Source organism: Psychromicrobium lacuslunae (genome assembly GCF_000950575.1).
In the GTDB taxonomy this organism is placed as follows: Bacteria; Actinomycetota; Actinomycetes; order Actinomycetales; family Micrococcaceae; genus Renibacterium; species Renibacterium lacuslunae.
The window spans coordinates 223,543-240,815 of sequence record NZ_CP011005.1 but is presented as its reverse complement, the minus strand read 5'-3'; the positions used below and the strand labels follow the sequence as shown (position 1 = coordinate 240,815).

The 17,273-nt window shown below is 58.8% G+C and carries 16 protein-coding genes; 3 read left to right on the top strand and 13 right to left on the bottom strand.

Features of this window, described 5'->3' with window-relative positions; all coding sequences use genetic code 11:
* The first annotated feature begins 10 nt into the window (after window positions 1–10).
* Window positions 11–643, top strand: coding sequence for a hypothetical protein (locus tag UM93_RS01040; RefSeq protein WP_045073135.1), 633 nt, complete (start codon window positions 11–13; stop codon window positions 641–643).
* On the opposite strand, the gene UM93_RS01035 is transcribed toward UM93_RS01040, so the two are convergent.
* Window positions 615–1,490, bottom strand: coding sequence for a LysR family transcriptional regulator ArgP (locus UM93_RS01035; protein WP_045073133.1), 876 nt, complete (start codon window positions 1,488–1,490; stop codon window positions 615–617). The genes UM93_RS01040 and UM93_RS01035 overlap by 29 nt on opposite strands.
* 74 nt (window positions 1,491–1,564) lie before the next feature.
* Between UM93_RS01035 and UM93_RS01030 the strand changes: the two genes are divergently transcribed.
* Complete coding sequence (locus UM93_RS01030; protein WP_045076667.1) at window positions 1,565–2,173, top strand: LysE/ArgO family amino acid transporter; 609 nt, start codon at window positions 1,565–1,567, stop codon at window positions 2,171–2,173.
* A 59-nt stretch (window positions 2,174–2,232) separates the two neighbouring features.
* Here UM93_RS01030 and UM93_RS01025 read toward each other — a convergent pair whose 3' ends face one another.
* The 5 genes from UM93_RS01025 to UM93_RS01005 form a co-directional block, all read right to left on the bottom strand.
* The gene (locus UM93_RS01025) at window positions 2,233–3,240 is read right to left on the bottom strand and encodes a GNAT family N-acetyltransferase (RefSeq protein WP_045073131.1); all 1,008 of its coding nucleotides are present in this window, start codon (window positions 3,238–3,240) and stop codon (window positions 2,233–2,235) included.
* Window positions 3,240–4,628, bottom strand: coding sequence for a glycine--tRNA ligase (locus tag UM93_RS01020; RefSeq protein WP_045073129.1), 1,389 nt, complete (start codon window positions 4,626–4,628; stop codon window positions 3,240–3,242). The genes UM93_RS01025 and UM93_RS01020 overlap by 1 nt, the downstream gene beginning before the upstream one ends.
* A gap of 127 nt (window positions 4,629–4,755) precedes the next feature.
* A complete protein-coding gene (locus tag UM93_RS01015) occupies window positions 4,756–5,778 on the bottom strand; it encodes a lactonase family protein (protein ID WP_045073127.1) in 1,023 nt (340 codons plus the stop codon).
* A 138-nt stretch (window positions 5,779–5,916) separates the two neighbouring features.
* A complete protein-coding gene (asnB, locus tag UM93_RS01010) occupies window positions 5,917–7,785 on the bottom strand; it encodes an asparagine synthase (glutamine-hydrolyzing) (RefSeq protein WP_082056959.1) in 1,869 nt (622 codons plus the stop codon).
* Window positions 7,786–7,989: 204 nt separating this feature from the next.
* The gene (locus UM93_RS01005; RefSeq protein WP_045073126.1) at window positions 7,990–8,949 is read right to left on the bottom strand and encodes a DMT family transporter; all 960 of its coding nucleotides are present in this window, start codon (window positions 8,947–8,949) and stop codon (window positions 7,990–7,992) included.
* A gap of 89 nt (window positions 8,950–9,038) precedes the next feature.
* Between UM93_RS01005 and UM93_RS01000 the strand changes: the two genes are divergently transcribed.
* Window positions 9,039–9,260, top strand: a complete 222-nt coding sequence (locus UM93_RS01000; RefSeq protein ID WP_045076665.1) for an RNA-binding S4 domain-containing protein — start codon at window positions 9,039–9,041, stop codon at window positions 9,258–9,260.
* On the opposite strand, the gene UM93_RS00995 is transcribed toward UM93_RS01000, so the two are convergent.
* The 7 genes from UM93_RS00995 to UM93_RS00965 form a co-directional block, all read right to left on the bottom strand.
* Window positions 9,244–9,915 carry an alpha/beta hydrolase gene (locus UM93_RS00995; RefSeq protein ID WP_045073124.1) on the bottom strand — a complete coding sequence of 224 codons (672 nt, stop codon included), beginning with the start codon at window positions 9,913–9,915 and terminating at the stop codon, window positions 9,244–9,246. The genes UM93_RS01000 and UM93_RS00995 overlap by 17 nt on opposite strands.
* Window positions 9,912–11,102 carry an AAA family ATPase gene (locus tag UM93_RS00990; RefSeq protein WP_045073122.1) on the bottom strand — a complete coding sequence of 397 codons (1,191 nt, stop codon included), beginning with the start codon at window positions 11,100–11,102 and terminating at the stop codon, window positions 9,912–9,914. The genes UM93_RS00995 and UM93_RS00990 overlap by 4 nt, the downstream gene beginning before the upstream one ends.
* Entirely contained in the window at window positions 11,099–11,626 is a 528-nt protein-coding gene (locus UM93_RS00985) for a DUF2087 domain-containing protein (RefSeq protein ID WP_234399350.1), read from the bottom strand. The genes UM93_RS00990 and UM93_RS00985 overlap by 4 nt, the downstream gene beginning before the upstream one ends.
* Window positions 11,623–12,453 (bottom strand): inositol monophosphatase family protein, encoded by an 831-nt coding sequence (locus tag UM93_RS00980; RefSeq protein WP_045073120.1) that lies wholly within the window; start codon window positions 12,451–12,453, stop codon window positions 11,623–11,625. Before UM93_RS00980 ends, UM93_RS00985 begins: the two co-directional genes overlap by 4 nt.
* Window positions 12,446–14,704 (bottom strand): NAD-dependent DNA ligase LigA, encoded by a 2,259-nt coding sequence (gene ligA / locus UM93_RS00975; RefSeq protein ID WP_045073119.1) that lies wholly within the window; start codon window positions 14,702–14,704, stop codon window positions 12,446–12,448. Before ligA ends, UM93_RS00980 begins: the two co-directional genes overlap by 8 nt.
* 78 nt (window positions 14,705–14,782) lie before the next feature.
* The gene (locus UM93_RS00970) at window positions 14,783–16,660 is read right to left on the bottom strand and encodes a CocE/NonD family hydrolase (protein ID WP_052663480.1); all 1,878 of its coding nucleotides are present in this window, start codon (window positions 16,658–16,660) and stop codon (window positions 14,783–14,785) included.
* 231 nt (window positions 16,661–16,891) lie between these two features.
* Complete coding sequence (locus UM93_RS00965) at window positions 16,892–17,164, bottom strand: WXG100 family type VII secretion target (RefSeq protein ID WP_045073117.1); 273 nt, start codon at window positions 17,162–17,164, stop codon at window positions 16,892–16,894.
* Window positions 17,165–17,273 lie beyond the last annotated feature (109 nt).

Genomic DNA, 17,273 nt, shown 5'->3' with positions numbered 1-17,273 from the left:
TACTGTAGCTATGGGGAAATTCTTACACTACGCTCGACCTTGGATTGGGTTATTACTCGCCTTGTACGCGCTCTGGTGCGTGGTTTTTAGTGTTTTAAATATAGCCACCTTGTTTCAACACGAGCCAAAGCCTTCACCCGCCGCAAACCTGTATATTGCCTCAATGCTTCCCTTGCTCGGCCTGATCTGGCTCTTGAACCGAGCCAGCCGCTCAGCCCACTACGCTTACGAAACCGCCACGTATCGAGCCGTCGAGCACGGCGCTGAATTTACCGTCGCCGTTTCTATCCAAGCCCCCGCTGAACAAGTACGCAACGCCACCGCCGAAGCCATTTCAGCCGATACCAAGTTGCTGCTGGTAGATCAAGGCGAGGACTGGTTCCGAGCCTCGCTCGGGAAAAAGTATGATCGGGCCGGATACTGGTTAGCCGCTTATCTCCGGCCCGAAGCTGAAACCACCACGCTCATTATTGGGTTCTCCACCAGCACCGTCGCCTTTCAAGCCTTCCGCTTGAGCAAACGGCGAGTGCTGAAACTGCTCAAGGCGATTGAAGAGCGACTGTCTCCAGTTCCGTTACGGCCCGGCTTAACCGAAGCTGCTGATCAGCCGCTGGCTAGCGCAGGCCAGCAGCTGCCTCAATAACTCCAGCGGCCACCGCGTCGAGCGCCTTTGAGTGCAGCCGCCATTGTTGCCAGAAGAGTTGCACGTCGAGGTGATGCTCGCTGAGCGTCACCAACTGGCCACTCCGCAAGGCTTCCTCGCATTGCGCCTCGGGCAGCATTCCCCAACCCAATCCCCATTCAACTGCACGCAAAAAGTCGTGAGAGGACGGAATGTAATTGCGCGGTGGCTCCAAGCGATGAGCGGTCCGAAGCCGCAGGTAACGGTCTTGTAAGTCATCTTTTCGATCAAAAACCACCAACGGCGCCTCGGCCAGCGCCGCTGGTGAAGCGCCATTCAGAAACCAGCGTTCCGCGAATTCAACTGTGCAGGCTGGCAAGTACCGCATCGCGCCAAGCCTGCGGGAAAGACACCCTGGCATTGGCTCGGCCTGGGAGGTAATTGCCGCTACTACCTTGCCGGAACGCAATAGCTCAAGCGAATGATCCTGATCCTCCCGCAGCACTTCTAAACGATGGTTGCTGCTCAACTCGGCGAGCGCGGGAAGCGCCCAGGTGCTGAGCGAGTCGGCATTAACCACGATGGCAATGCTCGGTTCGACTATCTGACCGAACCCTAATTCGGTTTGCAATTCGACGGCCAGGAGCTCTAGCTGGCGAGCAAAACGCAGTACGACTTCTCCCGGCTCGGTCAGTCTCAGCGGCTTGTTCCGCCAGAGCACCGGCCGGCCCAGCTGCTTCTCGAGCGCTTTCATCCGCTGGCTAACCGCTGATTGACTCACTCGTAATTCCAGCGCGGCGGCCTCAAAACTGCCCAGAGTGGCTATCGCATTCAAGGTCCGGAGTTGCTCGAACTGTAGATCTAACATAAGTAGATCTTATATTCCTTCAGAAAAATTAGCTGTACTAAAATTGTGTCGTTCCCTAGCCTTGACGAGTGGACATTCTTGCTACGCTCTCCGGACTGGGCACCGGACTATCACTCATTATTGCCATTGGCGCCCAGAACGCCTTCGTGCTGCGCCAGGGTCTCCGCAGAGAACATGTTCTGCTGATCGTGGCAATCTGCGCAGGGTCGGATGCTTTACTGATTTTGCTCGGCATTTCCGGCATCGGCCTATTGATCGCGACCTCTCCCCTGGTACTGACCATTATCCGATTTGCTGGCGCCGCCTTCTTGATTGGCTATGGTTTGCTGGCAGCACGGCGGGCCTTTAGTAAGGAGAAGCTGCGTGGGGATCCGGCTGGCAAGCCACTCTCAGTCGCTGTTGCCCTCACCACCTGCCTGGCGCTCACCTGGCTGAATCCGCACGTCTACTTGGATACTCTTTTGCTACTGGGTTCAATTGCCAACACTCACGGCGAACCCGGGCGCTGGTATTTCGGTGGCGGAGCAGTGCTCGGCAGCGTGCTCTGGTTCACCGCGCTGGGCTACGGAGCGCGCCTGCTGGCACCATTCTTCGCCAAGCCGCTGGCCTGGCGAATTCTCGACGGAGTGATCGCCCTAGTGATGCTCGGCTTGGGTTTGCTGCTATTACTCAAACCGCTCTAAGCAGCAGCACATCAGCTGAAGCGCTGCCTCAATAGCGACGGTCCGCCCCAGGGCGGAGACTAGCCGTCGACAATGATCGTGGTGGTACTAAGTTGCTTGGCCTTTCCAGCCCCTAGCAAGGGCTCAACCAGAGCGGTCAACGGCGCCATGGAACTATCGACTTCCAGTACCACGGGATGCTGATAGGCCAAAAGGGATACCAGGTCTCGCACCGCGGCAGTAGCGTCCGCCAGTTCCAACTCGGGCTCCCAGCCGAGCAAGACATCAGCTGGCGGGTCCTCTGAAGGCGCAGCCGCCGGGTGCGGACCGTAGCTCACAGCAAACGCCCTAATTCTGCCCCTCTTGCTCGGTGCAACCGCACTGCCAAAGGCGCTTTCCGGCTCGGTGCGCAACACAATGGCCCCTTGCGCACCAGCCTGATCGTTAAGGAAATACGACTGAACCGTACCCGGGCTGATGGTCCCGGTCGGACTCCAGCCGCTATGCACGGCCTCGTACCAGCGTCCGACGACGTCGGTCAGTTCGACTGAGCCGGTAGCCAGATCTTGCACCAACTCAGAACCGGCATCCTCATCGGCCTGGTCCTCACGCTTCGGGAAACGCGGCAGCGCCAAGCTACCCGGATCGACCTGGATGAACCGTGAGGTCTGTACCGTCTGCCAGCCCAAAGCTTCGACAAAAGCGGCCCCGGAGGTACCTTCATCGACCTTGCTGGTCACCGCCCGGACACCGCTCGGCGCTTGCTCGGCCTCATGGCGCAACATGGTGAGCAAAGTAGCACCAACACCCTGACGGCGATGATCTTTGGCCACCTCGACATAAATCCACAGCTTGGTATTGTGCAGGCTCTGCTCCATTACCATGCCCGCAGCTACCGGGATACCCTGATCGGTCGCCACAATGCACCGTTTCCAATGCCGTCGTGAACCATCCGGCTGCACACCGCCGTCGGTGCTGGGCTCCAGGGTTTGCCGGTACCAGGTGACCTGATCACCCTCCGGGTCGCCCCAGATTTGCAGCAACTCCCGGTCGTCGCCCTCTTGCCAGGGTCGATATTCCAGCGCCATTATGCTCCTAGCAAGCGCTCGGCCAGGTAGCCGCGCACCTTATCCAGCGCCACCCGTTCCTGGCTCATTGAGTCGCGTTCCCGAATGGTCACGGCCTGATCATCCAAGGTGTCAAAGTCAACGGTGATGCAGAAAGGTGTGCCGATCTCGTCCTGGCGGCGGTAGCGGCGGCCAATTGCGCCGGCATCATCGAACTCGATATTCCAACTCTTACGCAATTCGGCACCCAGCGCCTTTGCCTTCGGCGACAGATCCTCATTGCGTGAAAGCGGTAGCACCGCCGCCTTGACCGGGGCCAACCTCGGGTCGAGTTTGAGCACGGTGCGCTTATCCACACCACCCTTGGTATTGGGTGCCTCATCTTCGGTGTAAGCATCCACCAGGAAGGCCATCATGGAGCGGGTCAAGCCAAAGGACGGCTCGATCACATACGGCGTGTAACGCTCATTGGTGGCTTGGTTGAAGTAGCTGAGCTCGGTACCAGAGGCCTTCGAGTGATTGGTCAGATCGAAATCGGTCCGGTTCGCGATACCCATTAGCTCGCCCCACTGCGAGCCTTGGAAGCCGAACTTGTACTCGACGTCGATGGTGCCCGCCGAGTAGTGCGCGCGGTCCTCTTCCGGCACGTCAAACCGCCGCATGTTCTCCGGGTTAATGCCGAGATCGACAAACCAATTCCAGCAGGCATCGACCCAGTGCTTGAACCATTCATCCGCCTCGTCGGGCGCGGTGAAGAACTCAATCTCCATCTGCTCAAACTCACGAGTGCGGAAGATGAAGTTACCCGGGGTGATCTCGTTGCGGAAGGCCTTGCCCATCTGACCGATACCGAACGGCGGCTTCTTCCGTGAGGTGGTCACCACATTATTAAAGTTGGTGAAGATGCCCTGAGCGGTTTCCGGGCGCAGGTAGTGCAAGCCCTCTTCGTTATCCACCGGGCCCAGGTAGGTTTTCATCAGACCGGAGAAAAGTTGCGGCTCGGTCCAGCTGCCGGGCTGGCCGGTGTCCGGGTCCTTAATATCGGCTAGGCCATTTTCCGGCGGGTGGCCGTGCTTCGCGGTGTAGGCCTCAATCAAATGATCGGCACGGTAACGCTTGTGGGTGTGCAACGACTCGACCAGCGGGTCGGTGAAGGTTTCGACGTGCCCCGAAGCCACCCAGGTGGGGGTGGGCAGAATGACGGAGGAATCTAAGCCGACCATATCGTCGCGGCCACGGACGAAGGTCTGCCACCACTGCTGTTTGATGTTCTCTTTGAGCTCGACGCCGAGTGGTCCGTAATCCCAGGCCGACCGTGAACCGCCGTAGATCTCGCCCGCTTGGAAGACAAAGCCGCGGCGTTTAGCCAGCGAAATAATCGGGTCGAGAGCGGATTTATTGGCGGCCATAATGGTCAACTCCTGGGATAGGCGAACAGCTGGATGCGGTACGCAAAATACGGAACGGAACGTCTTATTGTCCGATCAACTCAGATCGACACTGCAAGCCTACCGGCCTGCGGCACCGGGGTGAAGTTCAGCCGAGTACCAGGCAGACCGGTGTGCCGATAGTCACTTCTTGGAGCTTTTCAGCCAGCAGCCCATCTGATCCCAACGCGAAGACAACGATGTTGTCGGAAAACTGATTGGCGGCGTAAAGCACCCCATTTCCCAGCGCAAAGTGTCTGGGCCAAACTCCTTCCGTCGGCTGCTCCTGAAGCAGCAGCGGCATTTCGTCCCGCCCCAATGGCGTCAGGTCAAAAACGCTGATCTGGTCTTGGCCTCGCACACTCACATAAGCCAGGCGCTGATCGGCAGACAACTCGATATGGGCCGGGTAGCTTGTTCCGACGCTTTCTCTGCTGGCGAGCGGGACGCTCCCAGTGTAGTTCCAGTCTCCGGAAGCTTCTCGGCGTGGTCGTGCAAAGAGATGGAAACCACCGTCGAGCTCGCCGAGCACCAGAAGCCAATCAGTGGTTTCGCCGCGTCGGAAAACCAGGTGCCGTGGCCCGGCTCCGGCGGGTAATCGTAGGGTGGCCTGCGCTTCGAGCCGCTGATCGACCAGACGGAATTCGGTCACCGTATCCGAGCCCAGATCGCTGACCAGCAGCGTACCGTACGGAGTTGGCACCACTTGATGAGCGTGCGGGCCAACCTGACGCTCGGTCACCGGCCCCGAGCCGTCAAACTGCACGAGGTCTTGGAGTTCTAGACGATTAGTCGCGCTCAAAAGCACCACCGATCCAGAACCATAGTTCGCCGCAACCACCCGGCCATCGGTAAGCAGCGTCAGATGACAGGGATCAACACCGATCACCTCGGACTCGCTCACCAGTTCCAACGCCCCATTGCTTGGATCGCGCTCGAAAACCGCCACTTTGCCTTGCTGCTGCTCTTGTACCGCGAAAACCCCGTCGTCGGCGAGAGCCAGAAAGGAAGGATCGGAAATCTCGGCCAGTGTCCGCGGTTCGCCCAGTAACCCATCGGCTTTGATCGGGACAGCGCTGATCCCGGCACCGTGATTCTGAGCTGAAGTGTAAGAGCCGACGAGCAATTCCATCTTCGCAGCCTAACTGAAATGTCGCTGGCGGGGTGCTGTCCTCTCGAAGATGACAACACCCCGCCAGCAGCAGTCCCAGCTGTTCTAGCTATCCAATAGTTCCGGCCAAGCAGTGGTTCAGATCTAGCCGGTAGTTGGCTAGATCTGAACGTCGACGCCGTACTGCCGCACCCAGCTATCCATTTGCAGCACAGACTCGGCCTGATAGCGGGCGGCAGGACTCGCCGAGCCTCCGGTCCGGACCAATTCCTTCAGCACCGGAACATTGGCAAATTGCAAGGCCGGGCTATCACCACGGTCCAAGACCTCACCCAGTAGGTAGAACAGTGACTTGTTGTACTCCGGATCCTGGGTCGAAGGATAAGGGCTCTTCACCCGCTGTACCACTGACTCAGGCAGCAGGTGCTTAGTTGCGGCACGTAGCAACGACTTCTCCCGGCCATCGAAAGTCTTCATCGCCCACGGCGTGCCGTAGACGTACTGCACCAGACGGTGATCACAGAACGGGACCCGAACTTCCAGGCCAACCGCCATGCTCATCCGGTCTTTCCGGTCGAGCAAGATCGGCAGGAATCGGGTCAGATAGAAGTAACTCACCTCGTGCATCCGCGCTTCCAGACCGGTTTCGCCGGCCCGTCGTGGTACTTCTGCGAGCGCCCGCTGATATTGATCGTTCAAGTATTCAGGTAGTTTCAGCTTGCCCAGGAAATCAGCATTCCAGCTGCTCATCCCTTCGACGCCAAAGCCACGCGACATTACCCCGGCCAGCCAGGGGAAGGTGCCAGCATCCCGGGCTACCGGATCATGGAATTCTTTATAACCACCGAAGACCTCATCAGCGGATTCCCCGGACAGAGCTACCGTGGAATGCTGCCGGACAGCCTTGAAGAGTAGGTAAAGCGAGGTGTCCATATCACCCAGGCCCGGGAAGTCGCGGGCCGTGAGCACCGCGGAGCGCGCCGCCGGATCCATTAGTTCGTCATTATTGAGTACCAGATTGGTGTGTTCCGATTGCGGGTAAGCCGCTTTGAGGTGCTTGGCGACGTCAATAATGTATGGGCCGTCCGGGGTTTCTCGGAGCTCATCTGCTTTGAACTCTTCCTCATAGCCAGCGAAATCAACCGAGAAAGAACGAACCGCTTCACCGCTCAGATTGAGTTGCTCGGCGGCCAACGCGGTCAACGCCGAGGAGTCGAGACCGCCGGAGAGCAAAGTACCGATCGGCACATCGGCGATGAGCTGATGTTTGGCGGTATCTTCAAGCAATTCCCGCACGGTGGCGATGGTGGTTTCCAGATCATCGGTGTGTTCGTGGTCGTCCAGTGCCCAGTAGCGATGCTCGCTAATGCCGTTCCGGCTGATCCGCACAATGTGCGCCGGGGGCACCTCACGCATGCCTTTGAAAACCGCGTTGCTCGGGTCAGCGACGAACCCCATCAGCCGACGCAGGCCGTCCAGGTCCACCGCTCGCTCGGCGAGCGGATTCGCCAGAATGGCTTTGGGCTCGGAGCCGAAAAGTACGCCGTCCGCGGTTGGCAGGTAGTACAAGGGCTTGATGCCGAGCCGGTCCCGCACCAAGATGAGTTCTTCCTTGCTGGTATCCCACAGTGCATAGGCGAACATGCCATTGAAACGCTCAACGGCGTCCGCCGGGTTATCCGCGCCCCACTGAGCGTGCGCCTGCAGCACCACCTCAGTGTCGCTACTGGTTCGGAAGTGCCGCCCCGCACTCACCAATTGCTCTCTCAATTCACGGAAGTTATAAGTCTCACCCGTGTAGATCAGCACTTCCCTGGTCGCCTCCGCCTCATCGCGGAGCATCGGTTGCCGACCATTTTCTAGGTCGATGATGGAAAGCCGTCGGTGCCCAAGCGCCACGTGTTGATCAATCCAGAGACCTTCGTCATCGGGGCCTCTACAGATCATCGTTCGGGTCATAGCCAAGGCTGTCTGCCGTTCTTGCCTGAGATCTCGCTCAAAGGACACCCAGCCCGCAATTCCACACATAAGTTTTCCACCTCTCATATTTAGTTGCCTTAAGTAACCTAAATGAGATGGTGAGAAACATTCAAGAAATATTCAGAAGACCTAGCGAACTCCCAGTCGCAGTGCGGTCAACGTCCAGCTTCCCGCCTGTTGAGTGTCGAGATATGGGGCCTAAAGAGCGATTTTAAGCCTCACATCTCGACACTCGACGGTAGGAGGGGAGGTTTAGCCTTTGATCCGTCGTGGCCAGGGCAGTGTGGCGAGTACCATCGCCATCAGAGTGAGCAACGTACCTAACCAAGTAGCGACCGTGATCACCGTGCCGGACGCCGGGAAGATCAGATCGAGCATCAGCGAGCCCAGTAATTGACCACCGATCGTACCCAGCCCGGTCAGCAAAACCCCAAGCCCTCTGACCAGCCAGGCGCTCAGGCCGATGAAGAGGCAGCCAATGGCACCGCCAAGGTAGTACCACCACTCGGTAGGCAGTGCTTTGCCCAACCCGGACACGCCGACCTTGACCAGCCAAGCAATCACCAGCACCAGGGTGCCAGCCACGAAATTGAGCAACGTTGCGGTCAGCGGAGTGCCGTAGTGCATCGTCTGAGTGGCATTCATCGCCTGCTGAAAACTCATCAAAAAACCGGCGGCCAGCGGAAGCAACACCGGCAACAGCCAGTGAGCAATATCGTCCGCTTTAGCGAACCGCGGTGAAACAGCCCAGATCACCGCGGCAATCGTCAAGGCCGCAGAAATCACTCGGATCGGCGTAATAGCTCGCTTACCCGCTGGTGAAATCCCGATCCGGTCAACCAGCAGGCCGCTCAGGCTCTGACCGGTGACCACCGCAACAGTGAAGAGCGCGATACCAATGATCGATACCGTCAGGCCCTGGGCGAGCACAAAAAAGGCGCCAATCGCACCGGCGGCTATGTACCAGCGGGGGAACTTCTTGGCGCGCAAAGCGGGCAGCATGCTGCGCAAGCCGCGCCGCCCGGAGGGCAATAACAGTGAGGCCGCAATAATCACCACTAGGCCAGTGCCGAAGCTGACCAGGGCAGCGGCTAGACCATCATCAAGGCGCGCACCGAGAGCACCGTTAATCCTGCCCTGCGCCGCAATGCCGAGTCCGGCGACCACGGCGAGAGGCATCCCCACCGCAATGGGCAGTTTATGCGAGGTCATCAGGCTCCTTAGCTGGTGGGACAAGAACGAGTCCAGCAACGTTGCTAACCCGAGGTATCGGCTAGTTCGGATGGTGCATGATTGATGCTATGACTCATTCCGATGAAATCACGATCCGAGACGACTCTATTCGTCTCGGTCAGTTGCTGAAACTCGCCAACTTGGCTGAAGATGGCCTGCAAGCCAAGGAATTCATCGAAAATGGCCTGGTCAAAGTCGACGGCGAAATTGAAACTCGTCGTGGACGCCAGTTACACCCCGGCTCCGTGGTCAGCCTTAACGGCCAATCCGTCACTATCGCTCGAGACTAGCCCGCTGATCCAGCACACTCATGGTCAGGAATTCCCCCACGTGTTTGATCTCGGCTGGCGAGATACCGTGCCAGATCCCGGTGTAGAGCACCTTGGTGAGGGCCGTGTGCTGATTGAGCCACTCATTGCTGTATTCAACCAACGCTTGCGGCACCACCGGATCGGCTTGATCGCGTCCCCAGAAGAACGGTAACTTCCGCGCTGCCAGTTGCTCATCGGCAAAAAAGTCGCTGGGCTCCGAATCGGCAACGAAGCCAGAAAGCCCCACGATGGCGGCAAAGTCATCGGGCCGGTGCCTGGCTGCCGAACTAGCCATCACCATGCCCTGCGAGAAGCCAAGCAAGCTCACGCTGCTGTGCCCCACCCGGACTGAATCAATCCAATCCAGTAACTCGGTAACAGCGTGTTGCACATCGGCAACGCTATAGGCGAGTCCGCCGCTGCCGTCCGGGCCGAGCGGAAACCAGGCAAAACCTGGGCCTGCGGCTAGGCCCGCCCGCAGGGATACTACGGTGAAGTCAGCAGGTAGTGCTTCAGCCAGGCTGAACAGATCAGCCTCATTGGCACCGTAGCCGTGCAAAAGCACCAATAGCGGAGTGCCTTCGCGCTCAGCGGCTGGCTTAGACCAAAGACGTGATTCAGACTCATTCCTCATCTGCCCATCCTGCCACGAACTGGCCACGACCAAGGCGGCGCGTCGAGCAGCCCCTGCCCTTCCAGGATTGTTTCACCGAGACTTTTCACTAATTCGTGACGGTGCACCCGGCCTTGCCCGGCACCGGATCGCTCTAGTTCCTTGATCAGCACCGGGGAGTGACTGACCACGAGCAATTGGCATCGCGCTGAGGCGTCGACCAGTAACTTAGCCAGGGCGGGTAAGAGTTCGGGGTGCAGGCTGGTTTCCGGCTCGTTGATCACCATCAGTTCCGGCGGCCTTGGAGTGTGCAGCGCGGCACACAGCAACAGGTAGCGCAAGGTCCCGTCTGAGAGTTCGGCCGCGCTCAGTGGTCGGAGCATACCCGCCTGGCGCAAAGTGGTCTGAAAGAGTCCGTCCCGCACCTCAATCTGAAGCTGACTGCCGGGGAAAGCATCGGCAATGGAATCGGCTAACCGTCCGCCGCCACCGGCCTCAAGCACGGTTTGCAGAGCGGCAGCTAAATCATCTCCAGTATGACTGAGCACCGGTGTCCGGGTGCCGACCTGGGGTTGCCGGGCTGGCGCCAGCGAATCAGTGCGGAAATGATCGTAGAACCGCCAGGAGCGCATCATCTGGCGAATCCGGTAGAGCTCAGGAGAACGTAACGGGTCGGAGAGCTCGTTGAGCATTGATTCATCAGGGTTAATCGAACGGCTCAGTTCGGACCAGCCACCATCTTCGACTCGGCTACGCACCAGAGCCTCCGAACGGTCTGCCAGCACGGCGGCTCCCCGGGCGGTGCGGCCGGCAAAGATCTGTTCCCTCTTGATGATCGGGTCACGGCCAAAGGCGGTCTCGCTGGGCAACGGCAAACCCAGATCCATCAGATAGCCGAAGTCGTCAGAGGCAAAGCCCAGCCGTAGGCTCACCGATTCCTGTCGCACCGTGCCCTGCACCGCGAACTCCCCCGACCTCACCCCGTTACTGATTTTTTCCGGTCCAGCCCAGAGCACCGAGCTGAGCCCACCTTGCCGGGCCAAGGAGCCAATCACTTCCCCAGTGCCAGCATCGGCAAGCAATCTCAGCGCTCGATAAAGGTTCGACTTCCCGCTGCCGTTCGCCCCGGTAACTAAGTCGAAGCCGTGCAGTTCGAGTACCAATTCCCGAATGGACCGAAAGTTATGAATAGCCAGCGTGGTAATCATTGCGTCTCGCTGGTTTCCGGTACCAGCCAATAGGCTGAGCCATCAGCAGTCCGGCCGAGGAACTGCCAATCAACTAAGGCGCGACGCAGCCCGGAAATATCGTCGGTCACTACTCGCAGCAAACTATTGACTTCGGACTCAGAATACTGTCGCTGTACTTCAAAAAGCCGATCAGCCAAGAAACTAAGCAGTTCCTCCCGCTCTGCGGCCTTCTGCGGTAGGGCTCCAAGGCTGCCCAGCTGGAGATGTTTTTCCGGACCGGTGGGTTTGTGCTTCTCAGCTTCGGCCAGCGCCGCCGTGAAGAAAGCCGAGTTGACCCGCAACTCGCCCTGCTCATCCCTCCGCAACAACCCGACGCTAAGTAATCGGGAGACCGAAGCTGGCGACGCTGTAGTGTCCTGCTGAGCGGCGTCCTCCGCCATCACGAATCGACAATACTCGGCCAACAGTTCTGGGTGCTGCAAGGCTGCGAAGGCAGCCTGCCAGCTCACCCTGGCCGGATCTGACCCTGATCCGCCCCTCACGGCGTATAGGTCTCGGCGAGGCTGGGAATTGAAGCGGCAGTCCAAGCGGCCAGCGCCTCGCTACGCGGCGGCAGCCCTTCCAGGGCTGAACTCAGCCTAGGCCGCCGAACCCAGGCACCAGCCTGCTCCGCGATGAGTGCTCCGGCGGCAAAATCATGCTCGTACAGGCCGTACTCCAAGTAAGCGTCCACGCCACCTTCAGCCACCGCACAGAGTTCGAGAGCAGCTGAACCGAGGCGCCTGAAGTCACCAAAACCTTCAAGTCGCGCCTCCAGCTCGTTGATCAGCCGAGCCTGAATCTCCGGCTCGTAGGTTAGACCGGTGGCCAGCAGACGGCCAGTGCGCTGCTGCCGCGGGCCGTTGAGTTGATTGGTTCGCAGTTCACCATCGGCAGCACGTTGTTCGAGCCAGGCACCGCCATCCTTACTGGCATAGTAGGTCCGGCCCAGCGCCGGTGCGGCCACCACCCCCGCCAGCCATTCACCGTCGGGCCCGGCAACCGCCACCGAGGTGCAGTAATAAGCGATATTGCGGATGAAATTCATCGTGCCATCGAGCGGATCCACTGACCAGCGATATCCCGAGCTCTGGGCAGAAATTGCCGGGGCGAGTTCCTCACCGGTAACGGCATCCTGGGGCCGCAGACCATGAATAGCTTCGCGCACCGCCCGCTCAGCGGCCACATCAATTTCGGTCACCAAATCGGTTTCGCCGCTCTTCACGCTCGCGGTGAAAGTCTGCGGATCTCGCTGAGCTAAGATCGCAGCACCTGCCGCAGCAGCGTGCTTGGCCACTTCAAGCAATTCAGCGATTGTTGGCTCAGTCATCGCTCGCCTGCTCCCCGCCATCAGCGCTCTCGAGGCCAGCCTGATCCGCCTCGCCACTCGGGTCTGCATCAAGGCTCGGCCCGTTTTCTAGCAACTCAGCGAAGCCCGCCTCATCGAGAATGGGCACCCCGAGCTGCTCGGCCTTATCTCGTTTTGAGCCAGCGTTTTCGCCGGCCACCAGGAAGTCGGTATTTTTCGACACCGAACCGGCGGCCTTACCGCCGCGACTGATCACCGCTTCCTTCGCCTGATCTCGGTTGAAGTTCTGCAAGGAACCGGTCACCACGATGGTCAAACCCTCAAGGGTACGCGGCACCGACTCATCACGTTCATCAGCCATCCTGACGCCAGCAGCAGCCCACGCCTCAACGATTTCTCGGTGCCAGTCCTCGCTGAACCACTCCACCAAGGCCTGCGCAATAATCGGACCGACCCCGTCCACCTCCGCCAGTTCCTGCTCGCTGGCGGCGCGAATAGCTTCCATTGAACCGAAAGCACTGGCCAGGGCTCGCGAAGCGGTTGGACCCACATGCCGGATCGATAAGGCAACCAGTACTCGCCATAGCGGCTGACTCTTGGCCTTTTCCAATTCGTTGAAGAGCTTGAGCGTATTTGCGGTCGGCTCGGAAGGCTTTTTAGCGGTACCCCTGCTGTAGAAGTAGGGAACCAGCTCCTTCTCTTCGAGCACCTCCCCCTTCAGCCGTTTATGCCGTTCAATCTTGACCTCGGCTAAATCTTCCGGTTTCAGCGCGAAAATATGGGCCTCATTGCTGACCGGCGGCACCTCGGGTTCGGCGGGTTGAGTCAGCGCAATCGCGGCCTCCCAGCCCAGTGCCTCAATATCAAAAGCGCCGCGGCCGGCTAGGTGGAACACCCGCTCGCGCAACTGCGCAGGGCAAGAACGCGCATTGGGGCAGCGAATATCAACGTCGCCCTCCTTGGCTGGCGCGAGTGTGGTTCCGCAGGCCGGACACTGGGTGGGCATCACGAACTCGCGTTCGGTGCCGTCGCGTAGTGCCACCACCGGGCCCACGATTTCCGGAATCACGTCCCCGGCTTTGCGCAGCACCACGGTATCGCCAATCAGCACGCCTTTGGCTTTCACCACGTCCTGATTGTGTAGCGTGGCCATCTCGACGGTTGAGCCAGCCACCTTGACCGGCACCATCACCCCGTACGGTGTCACCCGTCCAGTACGACCAACATTGACCTCAATATTGAGCAGCTTGGTATTAACCTCCTCCGGCGGGTACTTATAGGCCACGGCCCATCGCGGCACCCGAGAGGTGTAGCCCAGCGAACGCTGGGTGTCGAAGTCATCGATCTTGACCACGATGCCGTCAATCTCATGCAACAGATCGTGCCGATGCTCACCGTAGTGTGCAATGAAATCGAGGATCTCTTGAAAGCTGGAAAGCACCTTGAAGTACGGGCTGGTGGGCAAGCCCCATTCCTTGAGCAAAGCGTAGCTTTCGGATTGGCTGCTCGCCTCAAAGCCTTGCCGCGCACCAATGCCGTGCACCAGCATGCTCAACGGGCGTTTGGCGGTCTCGGCCGGATCTTTCTGACGCAGCGAACCTGCCGCCGAGTTACGCGGGTTCGCGAAGGGGGCCTTCCCCGCTTCCACCATCTGTTCGTTGAGCGTGATGAAATCTTTGCTGGCGATGAACACCTCACCGCGAATCTCGACTTCTTCGGGGAAGTTTGTGCCCTTGAGCTGACGTGGGATCTCTTTAATGGTGAGCACGTTATGTGTGATGTCCTCACCGGTGACGCCATCGCCGCGGGTGGCCGCCTTCACCAATTTGCCTTGGCGATAGAGCAAGTTGACCGCCAGGCCATCGATTTTGAGTTCGGTCAGCCAGCGCAGCGGGGCCTCAGCCAGTCGAGAGCTGGCAAGCTTTTCGGCGTTGACTTGCGCCTTATTGACCCAGGACTCTAGCTCTTCAAGGGAAAACACATCTTCCAAGCTGTACATCTGGCTCAGGTGTTTGACCGGGGAGAAAACCGCTGAGACCTCGCCGCCTACCTCTTGGGTGGGAGAGTCGTTGCTGACCAGTTCGGGGTGCAGCGCCTCGATCTCCTCAAGCTTCCGGAACAGCTGATCGAATTCGGCGTCGGAAACTAGCGGCGCGTCCTCGTTGTAGTAGGCGAAGCGATAACGTCGCACCTCTTCGACGAGGGAATCGTACTCTGCTCGCAGCCCATCCGAGGGGGTATCAACTTTGCTCACATCACCATCTTGCCGCATTAGACCGACATTTTTACGCCTTAGCGCCGGTGAATTCCGCTCAACTAGTTACTCCGAGGAACGTGACAGCGGATCTCCCTAGGGTTTGAGGTTCAGTTGAAAACTTGGCTTAATCGTTGGCAGCTTCGAGGTGTAACTGGAGATGTAATAGTCAAGATACGGTGAACGGTCGCCCTGGGTGGCCTGGTCCTGGCTGGTGGACTGCAGCGACAGCGATAGCTTCGCCGAGGTCAGCTGAACCTGCAGACTCCCCTTCGCCGCGCCCACCCGCACTGCGAGCGAATGCCCCTTGGCTAAGGCCCAATCCAGCGAGAGCAGCTCCACCCGGGTAGCTGCTCCGGAGTTCAGCGTCGAAACCATCGAGTTGATCAGCACCCCGGAGCCATCGGCAGCGAGATCGTAAAGTTCAACCGCAATATTGGCGCCCGCCGCCGCGCTACTCTGCACTGTCAAGCTCGGGGTGCCGGTGATCCGGGTCGCGCTAGCCACCGGCTGCGAGGCGGTCCAGAGCCCACCGCTTGCAGCTTTCGGGGTTTTGGCTGACGGTTTGGTTTTTTGCTCGGCAGCGGATAGCCCGGCCGGCGGGTTCAGTCCGGCCGATCCAAGGCTTTCAAGATCTTGGCCGTTGCTGCCAACGCCCGGGGGAAGCTGCTTGGCTGAACTCATCGGAGGCTGGGCAAACTTAGCTGCTGCCTCAGCGCTCGGCTGGGCGGCCGCCACACTGAGAGATTTCAGCGGGCTGCTGTAGCTGCCGGTCTTGAGGTCGACGGTGGGGCTAGCGCCAGCCTGCGGCCAGTTCGTCTGCTGCCGCCAGCTTCCGTCGCTGCCCTCAATAGCAAAAGCCGGATCCTGAACATTAGGAGCAGTCCCCTTCAAATGCTTGTCATAGAAACGCATTACCTCGTCGAACCAAGCGGCCCGGCCCATCTCTAACGCGCCGGAACTGTCGGTTTCATTGCCACGCACATGATCCCACTGTCCTAGCCAGCCACGCACTGGGCCTTTCAGACCCTGAAGAAGTTCCTGCACTCCCTCTGGCTTGGTGTTCGATTCAATGAACCCCTGAGTCAGAAAGAGCGGAACAGTTGAGCCCCGGGCCGGAGTGAGGAAATTGCGGGCCTTCCAGAAACTTGATTGGTGGTCCGGGTTTTGGGTCAGCGTGTCATTGTTCTTGACGCACTCCGGATGCGAATCCTCGTAGGCCGCGTTCTGAGCATAGTGCGCATCATCGCCGTTGACGCCTCCCACCGGTGGCAATTGAGAGATGCCGTCATAGGCTTGCGGGGTGCCGAGGTGGTTGGGGCGTGCTAGTCCATTGGTGTAGAGATAACGGTAAGCATCGTAGACGGGCTCCTGGGAAACCACCGCCTTGAGGCTGCTGGCGCCTGAGCCTAGGCCAATCAGCCCGGTGGCGGCATCATAAGACTTGCCATACATGCCCACCTGCCCGTTGGACCAGGGCTGCTGCCCAGCCCAGTCCAGAGCTGCCTTGACGTCGCCTTGCTCGCCGGGGCCCATCCAATCCAGGCAACCGGTGCTACCACCGAAGCCGCGTAGATCCACCATCACAAAGGTGTAACCGCGTTCCATCAGCTTTCCGCCGACCACTAGGTCATTGAACCGGGTGGAAGGACCGGCCTGAGTTTTCCCCTCATCGCCGGTTGAACCAAAATGACTGAAATAAGGTCCGATGGAAAGGATAACCGGGGTTTTAGCGTCCGCCGGCAAATTCTTAGGACGTAATATATCGGCATGCAATTCGGCTTTATTAGTTCCGCTGCCGGAGTTGAAGTATTGCTGAGTCCAGACCGCACCGTCCGGCACGTAGGGGTTAGCCTGTTGCGCTGCCACCGCGGCGGGGGCGGCGGTCGCCACCGAGACCGGGCCAAGCAGCGCGGCTAGTAGAGCAGCGGGCAGGGCAGTGGAGATGGCGAAACGATGAAGCTGAAACGGCACGATCGGCCTCCATGACAGTTAATAATCAAGAATTAATGGAGATTATTCTGTGCCGTAAATAAGGTTGTCAACCTTATAAAATTCCCGCCATATTCAGGTCATATTTTCGGATAATTTTCAGTTTTCAGGACTATTCTGCCAATGGGTTTTCTAGGTTAAATGCTGGTGGGGTCGTCATCCGAGGATGACGACCCCACCACTTTGGAGCGGACCAACCGCCCCAAACACCAACTAGTGACCGGAAGTGTCGATCTGCTGCTGACGCTGCTTCTGTACCGTCTGACCAACCTGATGCAAATCATCAGCAACCTTATTCAGGTTCTGCTTATGCTGCGGCCACTCAGTGTGCTTGAAGTTATTAGCATCCGGACCATTCCACTGCACCGAAGTAGCCTTGGAATCCAAACCATTAACAGCCTGATGAATCTGATCAACAGCCTGATTGATCTTCGTGATCAAATCCTGCATATCTTCCGGATTGCTACCGAGGAATGCTTCACCCATGAGACGCACCTTTCGTATAAGAGCCCCGGAAGATCCGGCAAACTCTGAACCCAACCGGCCCATCCGGCTGAGCGACTAATAAGAATCTATAAGAGACTAACTACCGATG

Excerpts from the sequence above, each read along its gene's own strand:
- UM93_RS01040 (WP_045073135.1), top strand. The coding sequence starts at position 11 with ATGGGGAAATTCTTACACTACGCTCGACCTTGGATTGGGTTATTACTC.
- UM93_RS01035 (WP_045073133.1), bottom strand. The coding sequence starts at position 1,490 with ATGTTAGATCTACAGTTCGAGCAACTCCGGACCTTGAATGCGATAGCC.
- UM93_RS01025 (WP_045073131.1), bottom strand. The coding sequence starts at position 3,240 with ATGGCGCTGGAATATCGACCCTGGCAAGAGGGCGACGACCGGGAGTTG.
- UM93_RS01020 (WP_045073129.1), bottom strand. The coding sequence starts at position 4,628 with ATGGCCGCCAATAAATCCGCTCTCGACCCGATTATTTCGCTGGCTAAA.
- UM93_RS01015 (WP_045073127.1), bottom strand. The coding sequence starts at position 5,778 with ATGGAATTGCTCGTCGGCTCTTACACTTCAGCTCAGAATCACGGTGCC.
- asnB (WP_082056959.1), bottom strand. The coding sequence starts at position 7,785 with ATGTGTGGAATTGCGGGCTGGGTGTCCTTTGAGCGAGATCTCAGGCAA.
- UM93_RS01005 (WP_045073126.1), bottom strand. The coding sequence starts at position 8,949 with ATGACCTCGCATAAACTGCCCATTGCGGTGGGGATGCCTCTCGCCGTG.
- UM93_RS01000 (WP_045076665.1), top strand. The coding sequence starts at position 9,039 with ATGACTCATTCCGATGAAATCACGATCCGAGACGACTCTATTCGTCTC.
- UM93_RS00995 (WP_045073124.1), bottom strand. The coding sequence starts at position 9,915 with ATGAGGAATGAGTCTGAATCACGTCTTTGGTCTAAGCCAGCCGCTGAG.
- UM93_RS00990 (WP_045073122.1), bottom strand. The coding sequence starts at position 11,102 with ATGATTACCACGCTGGCTATTCATAACTTTCGGTCCATTCGGGAATTG.
- UM93_RS00980 (WP_045073120.1), bottom strand. The coding sequence starts at position 12,453 with ATGACTGAGCCAACAATCGCTGAATTGCTTGAAGTGGCCAAGCACGCT.
- ligA (WP_045073119.1), bottom strand. The coding sequence starts at position 14,704 with ATGCGGCAAGATGGTGATGTGAGCAAAGTTGATACCCCCTCGGATGGG.
- UM93_RS00965 (WP_045073117.1), bottom strand. The coding sequence starts at position 17,164 with ATGGGTGAAGCATTCCTCGGTAGCAATCCGGAAGATATGCAGGATTTG.